The sequence below is a fragment of the Streptomyces toxytricini genome, assembly GCF_014649915.1.
Taxonomy (GTDB): Bacteria; Actinomycetota; Actinomycetes; order Streptomycetales; family Streptomycetaceae; genus Streptomyces; species Streptomyces toxytricini.
Genome location: NZ_BMTY01000008.1, coordinates 74,408 through 89,199, shown reverse-complemented (window position 1 = coordinate 89,199; position 14,792 = coordinate 74,408). Strand labels below are relative to the sequence as shown.

General features: G+C 74.1%; 14 protein-coding genes and 1 pseudogene. 5 read left to right on the top strand and 10 right to left on the bottom strand.

Features of this window, described 5'->3' with window-relative positions; genetic code table 11:
- Positions 1-5: 5 nt before the first annotated feature.
- Both IE170_RS12130 and IE170_RS12125 read left to right on the top strand, forming a co-directional pair.
- A complete protein-coding gene (locus IE170_RS12130; protein ID WP_189809343.1) occupies positions 6-1,367 on the top strand; it encodes a DUF5919 domain-containing protein in 1,362 nt (453 codons plus the stop codon).
- A 93-nt stretch (positions 1,368-1,460) separates the two neighbouring features.
- Entirely contained in the window at positions 1,461-2,186 is a 726-nt protein-coding gene (locus tag IE170_RS12125) for a 3'-5' exonuclease (RefSeq protein ID WP_189809342.1), read from the top strand.
- Between the two features lie 13 nt (positions 2,187-2,199).
- Here IE170_RS12125 and IE170_RS12120 read toward each other — a convergent pair whose 3' ends face one another.
- Both IE170_RS12120 and IE170_RS12115 read right to left on the bottom strand, forming a co-directional pair.
- Positions 2,200-2,799: an SMI1/KNR4 family protein gene (locus IE170_RS12120; protein ID WP_189809341.1), complete on the bottom strand. Its 600-nt coding sequence runs from the start codon at positions 2,797-2,799 to the stop codon at positions 2,200-2,202.
- Positions 2,800-2,911: 112 nt separating this feature from the next.
- Positions 2,912-3,763: a phosphotransferase enzyme family protein gene (locus IE170_RS12115; RefSeq protein WP_189809340.1), complete on the bottom strand. Its 852-nt coding sequence runs from the start codon at positions 3,761-3,763 to the stop codon at positions 2,912-2,914.
- A 104-nt stretch (positions 3,764-3,867) separates the two neighbouring features.
- On the opposite strand from IE170_RS12115, the pseudogene mgt reads away from it, so the two are divergent.
- Positions 3,868-5,105, top strand: a pseudogene (gene mgt, locus IE170_RS12110) (macrolide-inactivating glycosyltransferase).
- Entirely contained in the window at positions 5,102-5,677 is a 576-nt protein-coding gene (locus tag IE170_RS12105) for a DUF1697 domain-containing protein (RefSeq protein ID WP_189809338.1), read from the top strand. Before mgt ends, IE170_RS12105 begins: the two are co-directional and overlap by 4 nt.
- 46 nt (positions 5,678-5,723) lie before the next feature.
- Here IE170_RS12105 and IE170_RS12100 read toward each other — a convergent pair whose 3' ends face one another.
- Complete coding sequence (locus IE170_RS12100; protein WP_223857146.1) at positions 5,724-6,605, bottom strand: DNA/RNA non-specific endonuclease; 882 nt, start codon at positions 6,603-6,605, stop codon at positions 5,724-5,726.
- A gap of 300 nt (positions 6,606-6,905) precedes the next feature.
- Between IE170_RS12100 and IE170_RS12095 the strand changes: the two genes are divergently transcribed.
- Positions 6,906-7,907: a ketopantoate reductase family protein gene (locus IE170_RS12095; RefSeq protein ID WP_189809336.1), complete on the top strand. Its 1,002-nt coding sequence runs from the start codon at positions 6,906-6,908 to the stop codon at positions 7,905-7,907.
- A 228-nt stretch (positions 7,908-8,135) separates the two neighbouring features.
- On the opposite strand, the gene IE170_RS12090 is transcribed toward IE170_RS12095, so the two are convergent.
- From IE170_RS12090 to cysC, 7 genes are all read right to left on the bottom strand, one after another.
- Complete coding sequence (locus IE170_RS12090) at positions 8,136-8,897, bottom strand: sirohydrochlorin chelatase (protein ID WP_189809335.1); 762 nt, start codon at positions 8,895-8,897, stop codon at positions 8,136-8,138.
- 5 nt (positions 8,898-8,902) lie between these two features.
- A complete protein-coding gene (locus tag IE170_RS12085) occupies positions 8,903-9,787 on the bottom strand; it encodes an ABC transporter permease (RefSeq protein ID WP_189809334.1) in 885 nt (294 codons plus the stop codon).
- Positions 9,774-10,565: an ABC transporter ATP-binding protein gene (locus IE170_RS12080; protein WP_223857147.1), complete on the bottom strand. Its 792-nt coding sequence runs from the start codon at positions 10,563-10,565 to the stop codon at positions 9,774-9,776. Before IE170_RS12080 ends, IE170_RS12085 begins: the two co-directional genes overlap by 14 nt.
- Before the next feature lie 31 nt (positions 10,566-10,596).
- A complete protein-coding gene (locus tag IE170_RS12075; RefSeq protein ID WP_189809332.1) occupies positions 10,597-11,730 on the bottom strand; it encodes an ABC transporter substrate-binding protein in 1,134 nt (377 codons plus the stop codon).
- A gap of 220 nt (positions 11,731-11,950) precedes the next feature.
- Positions 11,951-13,282 (bottom strand): sulfate adenylyltransferase subunit 1, encoded by a 1,332-nt coding sequence (locus IE170_RS12070; RefSeq protein WP_189809331.1) that lies wholly within the window; start codon positions 13,280-13,282, stop codon positions 11,951-11,953.
- Between the two features lie 2 nt (positions 13,283-13,284).
- A complete protein-coding gene (gene cysD / locus IE170_RS12065) occupies positions 13,285-14,229 on the bottom strand; it encodes a sulfate adenylyltransferase subunit CysD (RefSeq protein ID WP_189809330.1) in 945 nt (314 codons plus the stop codon).
- Positions 14,226-14,771 carry an adenylyl-sulfate kinase gene (cysC, locus tag IE170_RS12060; RefSeq protein WP_189809329.1) on the bottom strand — a complete coding sequence of 182 codons (546 nt, stop codon included), beginning with the start codon at positions 14,769-14,771 and terminating at the stop codon, positions 14,226-14,228. The genes cysD and cysC overlap by 4 nt, the downstream gene beginning before the upstream one ends.
- Positions 14,772-14,792: the final 21 nt, after the last annotated feature.

The following is a 14,792-nucleotide window of genomic DNA, read 5'->3' as shown; positions in this document are numbered from 1 at the left end:
CACGGGTGAGCTCGGGAGGTCTGGAGCTGCCCCCTGGTGACAGCGGTCACGAGGGCGGCCCGGCGGACGCCCCAGGAGGCGCACCCGGGGGTGCGTCCGGCGGGGTGCCGGGTGGGGTTCCGGGTGGGTCGGCGGGGGCCGGGCAGGGCGGGCCGGCGGGTCCCGGGGGCCCGGGGGGCGGGCCGTCCGGCGCGGTGTCCCCGGCGGCGCCCGCGCCCGGGCCGGGGACGGCCGTCATCCGGGCCGGGGCCGAACTCGACTGGGGCGCCGACGCGTGGAGCGAGGTCCGTACGCGGGCCCAGCGCGCGGGGCGGGCGTACATCTGGCTCAACCTGATCGAGCAGCGGCTGCGCTCGGTCGTCGGGGCGGTCCTGCGGCCGATCTACGAGCCGGTGCACGGCGAGGACGACTGGGTCGTCGCCGCGGCCGGCCCGGCCGGCCAGGAGTGGGTGCACCGGGCGGTGGCGGTGCGCGAGGTGAGCCGGCGCAAGGGCTACCTGCTCGACCCGGCCGACGACAACGTCCTCAGCTTCCTGACGCTCCCGCAGCTGCGTGAGCTGATGGTCCAGCACTGGCCCTGCTTCGAGCCGTACTTCGACGACCGGCGGGAGATCGAGCTCGCGCTGGACGAGCTGGAGGTGACGCGGAACGTCGTCTCCCGCAACCGGGCCCTGTCGCGGGCGGTGCTGGAGCAGGCCGAACGGGCGTCGGCCCGCCTGCTGGAGGTCCTCGGCGGCGGGGCGGGCTCGCCCTCGGCGGACCGGCTGCCGATCGACGCCGTGGAGGACCTGGTCGGCGACCGGTACGCGGACGTGGTCTCCGTCCACCCCGACCGGGTGCGGCTCCAGCGGCAGCTGCCCGCCGAGGACCTCTTCGGCGGGGCGCGGCGGCTCGACGCCATCGGCATAGGCCTGAACCTGCTGGTGCAGAACTTCTCCGGCCGAAGACTCGTCCGGCTCACGGAGGCGGGCTGCCGGGTCCGGCTGCTGTTCCTCAACCCGGCGAGCAGCGCCGTCAAGCGGCGCGAGCGCGAGCTGGGGCTGCGCAAGGGCGAGCTGAGCCGCTCGGTCGAGATGAACATCCTGCACGTGCGGCGGGTGAGGGCGAGGCTCAAGGACCCCTCCCGGTTCGAGATCCACGTCTTCGACGAGACCCCCCGCTTCACGGCCTACCTGGTGGAGGGGGAGAGCTCGGGCATCGCCGTCGTGCAGTCGTACCTGCGGCGGGCGCGCGGCATGGAGGCGCCGGTGCTGGTCCTGCGGGGCGGCGGCGCGCGGGACGCCACACGCGACACCGAAAACGGACTTCTCCCTACGTATCGGGAGGAATTCGAGTCGATTTGGCAGGATTCACGGCCGGTGTCGTGAGCTGTCAGACCCCCGTGGCAGGCTGAAAGCCGTTGACCGAAGAGGGACGTCGCCGCCGCACGGGGGCGTACGGGTGCGGGGGAGGGGCGCGTCATGGGGGACTGGCACGGCGGTGTGCTGATCGGGTTCGACCTGGAGACGACCGGGACCGAGCCGGGGGAGTCCCGGATCGTCACGGCCGCGGTCGTCGAGGTCCGGGCCGGCGAGGTGCTCGGGCGGCGCTGCTGGCTCGCGGACCCGGGCATACCGATCCCGCAGCAGGCCGCCGCGATCCACGGGATCAGCACGGAGCGTGCCGCCGCCGAGGGCCGCCCGGCGCGCGAGGTCGCCGAGGAGGTCGCCGAAGACCTCGTGGGCCACTGGCGGCAGGGTGCCGTCGTCGTCGCCTACAACGCCGCCTTCGACCTGACCCTCCTCGCCGCCGAACTGGCCCGGTACGGGCTGCCGTCGCTCGCCGAGAGGCTCGGCGGCCCGGCGACCGGTCCCGTCGTCGACCCGCTCACCATCGACCGCGCGGTGGACCGCTACCGCCGGGGCAAGCGGACGCTGGAGGCCGCCTGTGCGGTGTACGGGGTGGTCCTGGACCGGGCGCACGACGCCGGATCCGACGCCCTGGCGGCGGTGCAGGTGGCCCGGGCGATAGCCGCCCGGCACCCGCAGGTCGCCGCCCTCAGCCCGGACGCGCTGCACGAACGGCAGGGCGCCTGGCACGAGCGCTGGGCCCGCGACTTCCAGTCCTACCTGCGCCGCCAGGGCACCCCGGACGCGGTGGTCGACCCGGCGTGGCCCCTGCGCGGCGCGGTCCCCGCCCCGGCCTGACCCCGGCGGTGGCTCACATGCCGCGGTCCGGCCCGTACCAGGGGGCCGGGCGGTCCTCGGGGGCCATCGGGAGGCTCACCAGTTCCACGGGGCCGGGGTGGAAGGCCGAGCTGTTCGGGCCGGCCGTGTCTTCGCCGACGAGGTAGCGGTGGAGCCATTCGGCGAAGCCCATGTCGTAACGGGTCCAGCCGCCTTCCCCGTCCTCGACGAGGAGCCAGGCGGACGCGGTGCCCGCATCGGCGAGGAAGACGGTCTCGCCGCGGTCGGTGCTCGCCAACGGCCACAGGCCGTCGTCGCCGCCGAAGCGCAGGCTCTTCAGTCCGCACAGCAGGCGAGGATCCTCGTCGGGGGCGACGTCGTCCCAGTCCACCTCGGACCAGGCGCGGACCGTCTGCCGGATCCACCGGCCCAGGTTCCGGCGTTCCGTTGCGGGGTGGCTCAGGTACAGGTGGCCGTTGAGCCGGACGGGGGCGTAGGCGTCCACGATCACCCGGTAGTCGCCCGGCAGCTCGAAACCGAGTTCGGCGTGGAGCTGCGCCCAGGCAGCCGGATCGGCGTACCGGTTCCGGCCGGGGCCGAGCACGGCCATGGCGGCGGCCTGGTGGTCGGTCATCGTGTCCCTCGCTCGTCTGCGCGCCTGCGGCGCATCCCGTTGCGGGAGGGATCATCCCACCCGGCGGTCTCCGGCCGGGCGGGCGGCCCCGGCGCCGGATCCCGAGGCGGGGTCAGAAGGCGTGCCAGCGGGCGGCGGTGTCGCCCGTGCGGAGGGAGGCCACCCGGTGGCGGAACTCGGCCAGGGCGCGCGGGTTGGCCGGGGCGTGCTGGGCCACCCAGGCGCAGCTGGCGGTCTCGCGGGCGCCGCGCAGGACCGCGCAGCCCTCCCAGTCGCGCACGTCCCACCCGTACGCGGCGGTGAACTCGCCGTACGCCGCGTCGGGGAGGCCGTACCGGTCGCGGGAGAGGGCCATCACCACCAGGTCGTGCTCGCGCAGGTCGGCTGAGACGGTCTCCAGGTCGACGAGGACCGGGCCGTCCGGGCCGGCGTGCACGTTGCGCGGCAGGGCGTCGCCGTGGATCGGGCCCGGCGGCAGGCAGGGGGCGAGGGCCGCCACCTCGTCGGCGTACGCGTCGCGGCGGGCCCGCAGGTAGGCGGCGTCCGCGGGGTCGACCGCGTCCCCGGCGAGGCGCAGCCAGCGCTCGACGCCGCCGAGCAGGTCCCGCGCGGGCAGCGCGAAGGGCGGTGCGGGCAGGGCGTGGAGCTGTCGCAGCAGCTGCGCGAGGTCGGCGGGGCCGGCCGGGCGGACCGCGTCGGGCAGCCGGTGCCACACCGTGACGGGGTGTCCGGCGACCAGCCGGGCCCCGGACTCCGCGGCCCGGACGGCCGGGATCCCGGCCTGCTCCAGCCAGGCCGCCACGGCGAGCTCCCGCTCGGCCCGCTCCATCAGGGCCGCCTCGCGGCCGACCTTGACCACCAGGTCGCCCGTACGGAAGACCGCGTTCTCGCCGAGCGCCAGCAGGGCCGGCTCCGCGGTGAAGCCCGCCGCGTCCAACACGTCCCGGGCCAGCGCCTCGTCCATGCGGTGTCGTCGTCCCTCTCGCATCCCTGCCGGCCGCCCTGCGTGGGGCCGGGTCCGGCGGCCCAGTCTCGCACGCCCGCCCGGGGCGCCGTGATCAAAAACAGTTGAACGAGACGTCTCGTCTCGCTATGGTGGGTGCATGACCGCAGCGAAGCCCGCCCACATCGCCATGTTCTCCATCGCCGCCCACGGGCACGTCAATCCCAGCATCGAGGTGATCCGGGAGCTCGTCGCACGCGGCCACCGCGTCAGCTACGCCATCCCCGCGTCCTTCGCGGAGAAGGTCGCCGAGACCGGCGCCACCCCCGTCGTGTGGACCTCCACCCTCCCCACCGACGACGAGCCCGAGGCATGGGGCACCGAGCTCATCGACAACATCGAGCCCTTCCTCGACGACGCCGTCCAAGCCCTGCCCCAGCTCGCCGCCGCGTTCGAAGGGGACGAGCCCGACCTCGTCCTGCACGACATCACCGCCTACCCGGCGCGCGTCCTGGCCCACCGGTGGGGCGTCCCCGCCGTCTCCCTCTCCCCGAACCTCGTCGCCTGGGAGGGCTACGAGGAGGAGGTGGCGGCCCCCATGACCGCCGGGCTGCGCGCCTCCGAGCGCGGGCGCGCGTACTACGCCCGCTTCTCCGCCTGGCTCGCCGAGAACGGGATCGACGAGGACCCCGACCGGTTCGTCGGCCGGCCCCGCCGCAGCATCGTCCTGATCCCCCGCGTCCTCCAGCCGCACGCCGACCGCGTCGACCCCGCCGTCCACACCTTCGTCGGCGCCTGCCAGGGCGACCGCAGCGGCCAGGGCACCTGGCAGCGCCCGGAGGCCGCCGCCGGCAAGAAGGTGCTGCTCGTCTCGCTCGGCTCGACGTTCACGAAGCAGCCCGGCTTCTACCGGGCGTGCATCGAAGCCTTCGGGGGCCTCCCCGACTGGCACGTCGTCCTCCAGATCGGCAGGTTCACCGACCCCGCCGACCTCGGTGACGTCCCCGCCAACGTCGAGGTGCACCGCTGGGTGCCCCAGCTGGACGTCCTCCGGCAGGCCGACGCCTTCATCACCCACGCCGGCGCCGGCGGCAGCCAGGAGGGCCTCGCCACGGCGACCCCGATGGTCGCCGTCCCGCAGGCCGTCGACCAGTTCGGCAACGCCGACATGCTGCAGTCGCTGGGCGTCGCCCGGCACGTCCCGATGGACGAGGCGGACGCCGCCACCCTCCGGCAGGCCGTGCTCGCGCTGGCCGCCGACCCGGAGGTCGCCGCCCGCGCCGAGGGCATCCGCGCCGAGATGGCAGCCGAGGGCGGCACCCGGCGCGCCGCCGACCTCATCGAGACTATCGTTCGAGGATGACCACCCGGACGGCGAAGAAGCCGACGACGACCACGTACGCCGCCCTGCTCCGCGGGGTCAACGTCGGAGGCAGCCGCAAGGTGCCCATGGCCGAACTCCGCGAGGTCCTCGAAGGACTCGGCCACGGGGACGTCCGCACCTACCTCCAGAGCGGGAACGCCGTCTTCACCAGCGCGCGGACCGACGCCGACGGGCTGGCCCGCGAACTGGAGCAGGCCATCGAGGCCCGCTTCGGCTTCGCGGTCGCCTGCCTCGTCCTCGACGGCGCCCGGCTGCGCGCCGTCGCCGAGGCGTGCCCCTTCCCGGCCGCGGAACTGGAGGGGAAGCAGCTGCACGCGACGTTCCTGTCGGAGCAGCCCGACGCCTCCCGGTTCGACGGGATCGACCGGGAGGCCCACCTGCCCGAGGAGTTCCGCCTCGGCGACCGGGTCCTCTACCTGTACGCCCCCGAGGGGCTCGGGCGCTCCAAGCTGGCGGAGGCCCTCGCCCGGCCGGCCCTGACCAAGGGCATCGACGCGACGACCCGGAACTGGAACACGGTGGTGAAACTCGTCGAGATGACGTCCGACTGACCCCCACCCCCCACCCCCGCCGGGCGGCAGTCGGACGCCCGGCCCGTCAGTCCCAGTCGATGTCGGCGAGGCCCTCCAGCGGGGCCCGCACCGCCGCCGACTCCGGCACCGCCACCGTCTCCGCGCCGGCGACCGCCGCCGCGAACCGGATCCCGGTCCGGCTCTCGACCTCGCCCACCGCGACCTGGAACACCCGGAACTCGTCCAGGTCGAGGGCCTCCGTCAGCACCAGGTCCTGCGTCAGCAGGAACGCCTTCGCCTTCAGGGCGCCCCGGTCGCCGTAGACGAGCACCTTCCAGAACTCGCGCGGTATCCGCACCCCGCGGAAGAGCCGGTCGTCGTCGTGGAACACCGGCCCGCCGAACGCGGACACCCGTAGCCCGTCGACCCCCACCTCCTCGAACACCGCGTCCTCCAGGCGGCCCCAGACACCGGCCCGCGGGCTCTGGTTGAAGTCGTCCATCTGCGGCGTGATGTTGGTGTAGAAGAACGAGTCCCGGTTCGCCTGGCGGGCCTCCTCCAACGGCCCCCACACCAGGTCGGCGCGGCGGGCCACGTGCCCGCGGTCCAGCCGGTTCGGCCTGCCGTCCCGGTCCCGGTACAGCTCGTTGTCCACCTGCGCCGAAGCCGGCAGCCGCGGGTCCAGGCGGAAGCGGATCCCGCGCCGGTCCAGCCGCTTCAGGCTGCCGCCGTCGATGTTCCACCCCACCCACCGCGCGAACCGCCGGGACGAGCTCAGCGCCAGCGAGAAATGGGTGTACGGGACGACCTCGGAGCCGTCCAGCAGGACCGCGTCCTCCTTGACCTGCGGGTCCAGCTCCGGCGGCGGCACCGCCACCGCCAGGAACCCCGGGTCGTAGCCTGCGGCAAGCCCCGACTCCGGGCTCTGCGGCCGGGGCGGGGCGGGTGCGTGGTTCGTGGCAGCCATCGTCAGGCTCCCTTCACACAGGGAGTTCGGACGCGGGAAGCCCGCCGGGCCCCGCCGGGAAGGGGGCGCGAGCCCCGCGGCGGACGGTCCGGGCGCACACCGGCGGGGGCTTCCCGCGCCGCGCGTGCACTTCCAGCGTACGGCGGCCGACCCGGCCCGGCGCGCCGGGAACTCCCCTTGCCGCACAGCCGACATGGGTGGTTGCCGCGTCAATCTCCCGGTGGGCGGCCGCAGTCCGGAGCGGAGGGTTCCGGGGACCGCGTCGCACGGCGCCCGCCGGATGTGCCAGGCTTCCCGGTCATGCGCTACATCATCATCGGCGCCGGTGCCATCGGCGCGACCATCGGCGGACGGCTCGCGGAGGCGGGCGGCGAGGTCGTGCTCGTCGCGCGCGGCGCGCACGCGGAGGCCCTCGCGGCGGACGGCCTGCGGCTCACCACCGCGGACGGGCCGCTCGTGCACCGGCTGCCCGTCGTCACCGGCCCGGCCGAACTCGGCGAGCTGCGCCCCGACGACGTCCTGCTGCTCGCCGTCAAGACGCAGGACGCGATCGCCGCCCTCGACGCCTGGGGCGCCGCCGAGGTCGCCGGCCGGGGCACCGCCGCGCAGCGGCTGCCCGTGCTGTGCGCGCAGAACGGCGTCGAGAGCGAGCGCCTCGCCCTGCGGCGCTTCGCCCGCGTGTACGGGGTCTGCGTGTGGCTGCCCGCCACCTTCACCGAGCCCGGCACCGTGAGCGCGCTGTGCGCACCGCTGACCGGCATCCTGCACCTCGGGCTCGCCGCCGGCGGCGCGGACGGGCGGGCCCGTCGGATCTCCGCGGACCTGGAGAGGGCGGGCTTCGGCGCGCCCGTCGTCACGGACGTGATGCGGTGGAAGTACGCCAAGCTGCTGGGCAACCTCGGCAACGCCGTCCAGGCCACGACCGGCCCCGAACCCGACCCGGCCAAGGCGGCCCTGGTGCTGCGGGCCCGGCGCGAGGGCCGGGAGGCCCTCCTGGCGGCGGGCATCCCGTACGCCTCCGACGCCGAGGAGGCGGAGGCGCGCGAGGGGAAGGTCCGGCAGCCGGACGCGGTGCGCGGCGGATCGTCCTGGCAGTCCCTGTACCGGGGGACGGGGACGATCGAGGCGGACTACCTCAACGGGGAGGTGTGCCTGCTCGGCCGGCTGCACGGGGTGCCGACGCCCGTCAACGAGACGCTGCGGCACGCGGCGAACATCTTCGCCCGGGAAGGCCTCCCGCCCGGCTCGATGTCGATCGCCGACCTGACGGCCCTGGCCGACGAGGCCGCCGCCCGCGTGTGAAGGCGAAGGGGTGCGGGTGGGGGGCCGACGGGATTCGAACCCGCGGGGCCCGGCGCCAGGTCCGGCCGCCAGGGCCGCTAGACCGCGGTGCGGGGGACCTCCCGCACCACGGGCTGCAATAGCCCGCTCTGCCACAACCCCCCACCCTGCGGGCCCGCGCGCGGGCCCGCGGCCCCACCCTAAGCGGCGGCGGCGATGTCCCGCCCCGGAATTTCCGCGGGCGGCCGCCTACGCGGACAGCGCGTGCGGTCGGCGGCCCGCGGCGGCCGCCCCGTCGTAGCGGGCCAGCAGCAGGCGGGCCAGCTCGGGGGCCGCGCCGAGCACGCCGGCCAGGACATCCGCCCCGGCTTCGGCGGCGCCGGCCGCGATCCGGTCCGGCAGCCGCCCGGGGGCGATCACGTACGGGGCCACAGCCACGCGCCGCACCCCCTCGGCGCGCAGGGCCCGTACGGCGTCCTCCGTACGGGGAAGGGAGGCGGAGGCGAACGCAGGCCGCACGGCGCACCAACCGGTGTGCCGCCACTCCCGCGCGATTTCAGCGATCACTGCGATCGCCTCCGGGTCCGAGGAGCCGGCGGACGCGAGCACCACTCCGGTGGCGGCCCGGTCCGCGGGCGTGATTCCCGCCTCCGCCAGCCGGCGCTCCAGCGCGGCCGTCAGCAGCGGGGAGGGGCCGAGGACGTCGGCGACCCGCACCGTCTGCCCGGGCAGCCGGGCCTGCGCCTCGGACAGCACCGCCGGGATGTCGGCCTTCGCGTGGAAGGCGCGGGTGAGCAGCAGCGGCAGGGCGACGACGTCGCGGACGCCGTCCGCGTGCAGCCCGGACAGCACCTGCTCGACGCGCGGGGCGTTGAAGTCCAGGAAGGCGGTCTCCACGCGCAGCCCCGGCCGCAGCGCCCGTACGCGCCGGGTGAGGGCGTGCACGGTCGCCGCGTGCCGCGGGTCGCGGCTGCCGTGGGCGATGACGAGGAGGGCGGGGGCGGGGGACATGCCGGTCAGCTCCGCGCCAGCAGGCCGCGGCTGCGCAGCACCCACCGCTCGACCGGGCTGAAGATCAGCAGGTCGATCGCGATGCCGACGACGAGGATCAGGATGATCGCGAGGAAGACGCCGGGCAGGTCGATGTTGTTGCGGCCGTTCTCCAGCAGCTGGCCGAGGCCGAGGCCGAGGTCGGGGGAGGAGGCGATGATCTCCGCGGCCATCAGGGAGCGCCAGGAGAACGCCCAGCCCTGCTTCAGGCCGGCGAGGTAGCCCGGCAGGGCGGCGGGCATCACCACGTGCCACACGCCCTTGATCCCGGTGGCGCCGAGGGTGCGGCCGGCCCGCAGGAACAGCGGCGGCACCTGGTCGACACCGGCGACGAGCCCGTTGGCGATGGACGGGACGGCGCCGAGCAGGATGACGGTGTACATCATGGCGTCGTTGAGGCCGAACCACAGCACGGCCGGCGGCACCCACGCCACGGACGGCAGGGACTGCAGTCCGGAGAGGATCGGGCCGATCGCGGCGCGCACGAACTTCACGCGCGCCACCAGCAGGCCGAGCGGGGTGCCGATGGCGAGGGCCAGCAGGAAGCCGAGGAGGCCGCGGGAGACGGAGGTCCAGACGACCTCGAACAGGGTGCCCTTGAGCCACATGTCGGCCAGGCTGTCGCCGACGGCGGACAGCGGCGGCAGCTTGGCCTCGTCGGTGACGCCCGCCGAGACGAGGACCTGCCATACGGCGAGGACCAGCGTGACGGCGAGGACCGGCGGGAGCACCTTGCGGAACAGCACCTCGCGGACGGGGGTGCGGCGGATCTCGACGGCGTCGAGCGCGTCGAGCCCGGCTTCGAGCCCGGCGAGGTCGTCCGTCTTCGCCTTCGTTTCAGTGCTGGCCATGGCGGCGGATCTCCCCACGCAGGTGCTCGGTGATCTCAAGGGACAGTTCCGCGACGTCCGCGTCCTCGATGCGGCGCGGCTGCGGGATGCCGACGGTCCACTCCTTCGCGACCCGGCCGGGGCGGGAGGAGAGCAGGACCACGCGCTGGGCGAGGCGCACGGCCTCGCGCACGTTGTGGGTGACGAAGAGGACGGAGAGGCTGGTCTCCTCCCAGATGCGGGTCAGCTCGCCGTGCAGGACGTCGCGGGTGATGGCGTCGAGGGCGGCGAACGGCTCGTCCATGAGGAGCAGCCGGCTGTCCTGGGCGAGGGCGCGGGCCATGGCGACGCGCTGGCGCATGCCGCCGGACAGCTCGTGGACGCGCTTGCCGTACGCCCCGCCGAGGCGGACGAGCTCCAGCAGGCGCTCGGCCTCCGCCTTGCGGTCGGACTTCGGGACGCCGCGCAGCCGCAGGGCGAGTTCGATGTTCTTGCCGGCGGTCAGCCAGGGGAAGAGGGCGTGCTCCTGGAACATCAGGGCGGGCCGGCCGGCGGTCTCGATGCTGCCGGCGGTGGGCCGGTCGAGGCCGGCGACCAGGTTGAGCAGGGTGGACTTGCCGCAGCCCGAGGCCCCCAGGATGGTGACGAATTCGCCGGGGGCGACATCGAGGCTGATGTCGTCCAGCACCAGCTGCGATCCGGCCGGGCCGGAGAAGGACTTCGAGACGTGCTCGATCCGGGCGGCGTGGGCGGCCGCCGCGACGGCGCCCTCGGCAGCCGTGGCAAGCGTGGTGGCCATGGTCGTCACCTCCTGGGGATTCGTTGGGGGCTTACTTGGCGCCGAGACCGGCGTCGGAGACCTCGGGCTTGCCGGACTCCTTCAGCACCTTGTTCAGCAGCGTCAGGTCGTAGATGCCGGCCAGCTCGGGCTGCTCGATGAGCTTGGCCGCGACCGCGTCCTCGGCCTGCGCCTTGAGGGTGCCTGCCAGGGGGTCGTCGGTGACGAGGATGCTCTTCCACGCCGGGTCGATGATCTTCGCGTCCAGTTCCTTGCCGGTCTCCGCCTTCAGGGCCGCGTTCGCGGACGCCTTGGCCTTGTCCGGGTTGGCGTTGATCCACTCGTTCGTCTTGACGGTGCCCCTGAGCACGGCCTCGACGACGTCCGGGTGCTCCTTGAGGAACTTCTGCGACACGATCACGTTCGTGATGACGAACTTCCTGTCGGGCCACAGCTCGGTCTCGTCGAGGAGCACCGACGCCCCCTCGGAGACCAGCTTCGACGCGGTCGGCTCGGGCACCCAGGCGCCGTCGATCGAGCCCTGCTTGAAGGCGTCCGGGGTCACCTTGTTGTCGGTGCGGACGACGGAGACGTCGCCCTTGCCGGACTCCGGGTCGACCTTCCAGCCCTTCTCGGAGATCCAGTTGAGGAACGCGACGTCCTGCGTGTTCCCCTTCTGCGGGGTGGCGATCCGCTTGCCCTTGACGTCGTCCAACGTCTTGATCCGGTCGGGGTTCACGACGAGCTTCACGCCGCCGGAGGCGGAGCCGGAGACGATCCGCAGGTTCTGGCCCTTGGACTTGACGTAGCCGTTGATGGACGGCGAGGGGCCGATGAACCCGATGTCGAGGGAGCCGCCGTTGAGCGCCTCGATCTCGGACGGGCCGGCGTTGAACGCCTGCGGCTTGAGCTTGGTGCCGCCGAGCTCCTTCGCGATCAGGCCTTCCTGGAGGCCGACCAGCGCGGTGGCGTGCGTCAGGTTCGGGAAGTAGCCGATGCGGACCTCGGGGGCGGACAGCGCCGCACCGGAGCCGGACGCGGCGCCGGCCTTCGTGTCGTCCGGGGCCTCGGCCTGGGAGCCGTAGCCGCAGGAGGCGAGCGCGCCGATCAGCAGCGGCAGCGCGGAGGCGGCGGCGAGGCCGCGGCGCAGGGCCTTGCGGGCGGTGGTGCGGGTGGTGGCAGGCACGGGAGGGCTTCCTCTCGTGACGTCGTCTCAGGACGCACGTCTTCGTCTGTGGAGCGAGGCCGGGTCGGGCTCGCGGCGGTCACGCGGGGAGGGGGCGCGCAGGCAGTGCGCGTACGTCATCGCACACATCGCGCCACTCCTCCCTGGCCGCTGCCGAGGGCGCCGCTGCCCACGCGGCCGCCCTCCTTGGCGAAGGTCGAGTAGATGTCGCCGGACACGGTCAGAAGTCCCAGCCCTCGTCGTCGGCGGCCGGGGCGGCCTCCGCCCGGGAGGCGAAGGACTCGCCGGCCATGCCCGCCGCCAGCGTGGTGCCGTCCTGCGGGTCGATCAGCAGGAAGGAGCCCGTCCGGCGGGAGTCGGCGTACGCGTCGAGCGCGAGCGGCTCGGCAGTGCGGACGACGACGCGGCCGATGTCGTTGGCGACGAGCCGCCCCGGCTCGGGGTGCTGGGAGAGGTCGTCCAGGGTCAGGCGGGAGGGGATTTCCTTGACGATCGCCTTCACCGTGCGGGTGGTGTGCTTCAGCAGCACCCGCGCACCCACGGTCAGCGGCTGGTCGGCGACGTGGCACACGGTCGCCTCGACGTCCTGCGTGGTCGCCGGGGCCGTCGCGGTCGGGGCGATCAGGTCGCCGCGGGAGATGTCGATGTCGTCCTTCAGCCGGACCGTCACCGACTGCGGCGCCCAGGCGATGTCGACGCTCTCGCCGAGCGCGTCGATGCCCTCGATCACCGACGTCCGGCCCGACGGCAGGACCGTCACCGGCTCGCCGACGCGCAGCACGCCGGAGGCGATCTGGCCGGCGTAGCCCCGGTAGTCGGGGTGCTCGGCGGTCTGCGGGCGGATCACGTACTGGACGGGGAACCGCGCCGGGCAGGCGGTCAGGTCGTGGCTGACCGGGACGGTCTCCAGGTGCTCCAGGACCGTCGGGCCGCCGTACCAGTCCATGTGGGCGGACGGCTCCACCACGTTGTCCCCGGCCAGCGCCGAGATCGGGATCGCGGTGATCTCCGGCACGCCCAGCTCGGAGGCGTACGCGGTGAACTCCTCGGCGATCGCCGCGAAGACGGACTCCTCGTACCCGACGAGGTCCATCTTGTTCACGGCCAGGACCACGTGCGGGACGCGCAGCAGGGCCGCGACCGCGGCGTGCCGGCGGGTCTGCTCGACGACGCCGTTGCGGGCGTCGACGAGGACCACGGCCAGCTCGGCCGTCGAGGCGCCGGTGACCATGTTCCGCGTGTACTGCACGTGCCCGGGGGTGTCGGCCAGGATGAACCGGCGCCGCGCCGTCGCGAAGTAGCGGTAGGCAACGTCGATGGTGATGCCCTGCTCCCGCTCGGCCCGCAGGCCGTCGGTCAGGAGCGCCAGGTCGGGCGTGTTCTGCCCGCGGTCGGCGGACACCCGCTCGACGGCCTCCAGCTGGTCCTCCAGGACCGACTTGGAGTCGTGCAGCAGGCGGCCGACCAGGGTGGACTTGCCGTCGTCGACGGAGCCCGCGGTCGCGAAGCGCAGCAGCGTCGTCGCGCTGAGCTGCTCGGTGGTGCTGGTCATGGCTAGAAGTACCCTTCGCGCTTGCGGTCTTCCATCGCGGCCTCGGAGAGCTTGTCGTCGGCCCGGGTCGCGCCCCGCTCGGTGAGGCGGGAGACGGCGATCTCGGCGATCACCGCGTCGAGCGTGTCGGCGTCGGAGTCGACGGCGCCGGTGCAGGACATGTCGCCGACGGTGCGGTAGCGGACCAGCCGCTTCTCCACCGTCTCGCCGTCCTTCGGGCCGCCCCAGTCGCCCGCCGTCAGCCACATGCCGCTGCGGGCGAACACCTCGCGCTCGTGGGCGAAGTAGATCTCCGGCAGCTCGATGCCCTCGCGGGCGATGTACTGCCACACGTCCAGCTCGGTCCAGTTCGACAGCGGGAACACGCGGACGTGCTCGCCCGGGGCGTGCCGGCCGTTGTACAGCTGCCACAGCTCCGGGCGCTGGCGGCGCGGGTCCCACTGGGAGAACTCGTCGCGCAGGGAGAACACCCGCTCCTTCGCGCGGGCCTTCTCCTCGTCGCGGCGCCCGCCGCCGAAAACGGCGTCGAAGCGGTGCTGCTGGATGGCCTCCGTCAGCGGGACCGTCTGCAGCGGGTTGCGGGTGCCGTCCGGGCGCTCCTTCAGCTTCCCCGCGTCGATGTACTCCTGCACGGACGCCACGTGCAGGCGCAGGCCGTGCGCGGCGACCGTGCGGTCGCGGTAGTCGAGGACCTCGGGGAAGTTGTGCCCGGTGTCGACGTGCAGCAGCGCGAACGGCACCGGCGCCGGCGCGAACGCCTTCAGCGCCAGGTGCAGCATGACGATGGAGTCCTTGCCGCCGGAGAACAGGATCACCGGCTTCTCGAACTCGCCCGCCACCTCGCGGAAGATGTGCACGGCCTCCGACTCCAGGGAGTCCAGGTGCGACAGCGCGTACGGCGCGTCGGCGTCCGGCTCGGTGTGCGGGTGCGCGGCGGTGGCGGTCATGCCAGACCCCTCTCGGTGAGCAGCGCGTACAGGGCGTCGGCCGACTCCTGCACGGACTGGGTGTGCGACTCGATGCGGAGGTCCGGCGACTGCGGGGCCTCGTACGGGTCGTCGACGCCGGTCAGCCCGGAGATCTCGCCCGCGGCCTGCTTGGCGTACAGGCCCTTCACGTCCCGTACGGAGCACACCTCGACCGGGGTCGCGACGTGCACCTCCAGGTAGGCGGTGCCCGCGCCGGCGTGCCGCTTCCGCACGGCCTCGCGGCTGTCGGCGTACGGCGCGATGACGGGGACCAGCGCCTTGACGCCGTTGCTCGCGAGGAGTTCGGAGACGAAGCCGATCCGCTGCACGTTGGTGTCGCGGTCCGCGCGGTCGAAGCCGAGGCCGGCGGAGAGGAACTCGCGGATCTCGTCGCCGTCGAGGACCTCCACCCGGTGGCCCTCGCCGCGCAGCCGCTCGGCGAGCGCGTAGGCGATGGTGGTCTTGCCCGCGCTGGGCAGACCGGTCAGCCACACGGTGGCTCCCTGGCCGGTCACGCTCATCCCGTTCTCTTTCCCGTCCGG

What these genes read in the sequence shown, in the direction of transcription:
- IE170_RS12115 (WP_189809340.1), bottom strand. Translation starts at nt 3,763, where the DNA reads ATGGACGAGGCGCTGGCCCGGGACGTGTTGGACGCGGCGGGCTTCACC.
- IE170_RS12100 (WP_223857146.1), bottom strand. Translation starts at nt 6,605, where the DNA reads ATGGCTGCCACGAACCACGCACCCGCCCCGCCCCGGCCGCAGAGCCCG.
- IE170_RS12085 (WP_189809334.1), bottom strand. Translation starts at nt 9,787, where the DNA reads ATGGCCAGCACTGAAACGAAGGCGAAGACGGACGACCTCGCCGGGCTC.
- cysD (WP_189809330.1), bottom strand. Translation starts at nt 14,229, where the DNA reads ATGACCGCCACCGCCGCGCACCCGCACACCGAGCCGGACGCCGACGCG.
- IE170_RS12080 (WP_223857147.1), bottom strand. Translation starts at nt 10,565, where the DNA reads ATGGCCACCACGCTTGCCACGGCTGCCGAGGGCGCCGTCGCGGCGGCC.
- IE170_RS12095 (WP_189809336.1), top strand. Translation starts at nt 6,906, where the DNA reads ATGCGCTACATCATCATCGGCGCCGGTGCCATCGGCGCGACCATCGGC.
- IE170_RS12105 (WP_189809338.1), top strand. Translation starts at nt 5,102, where the DNA reads ATGACCACCCGGACGGCGAAGAAGCCGACGACGACCACGTACGCCGCC.
- IE170_RS12090 (WP_189809335.1), bottom strand. Translation starts at nt 8,897, where the DNA reads ATGTCCCCCGCCCCCGCCCTCCTCGTCATCGCCCACGGCAGCCGCGAC.
- IE170_RS12120 (WP_189809341.1), bottom strand. Translation starts at nt 2,799, where the DNA reads ATGACCGACCACCAGGCCGCCGCCATGGCCGTGCTCGGCCCCGGCCGG.
- cysC (WP_189809329.1), bottom strand. Translation starts at nt 14,771, where the DNA reads ATGAGCGTGACCGGCCAGGGAGCCACCGTGTGGCTGACCGGTCTGCCC.
- IE170_RS12070 (WP_189809331.1), bottom strand. Translation starts at nt 13,282, where the DNA reads ATGACCAGCACCACCGAGCAGCTCAGCGCGACGACGCTGCTGCGCTTC.
- IE170_RS12125 (WP_189809342.1), top strand. Translation starts at nt 1,461, where the DNA reads ATGGGGGACTGGCACGGCGGTGTGCTGATCGGGTTCGACCTGGAGACG.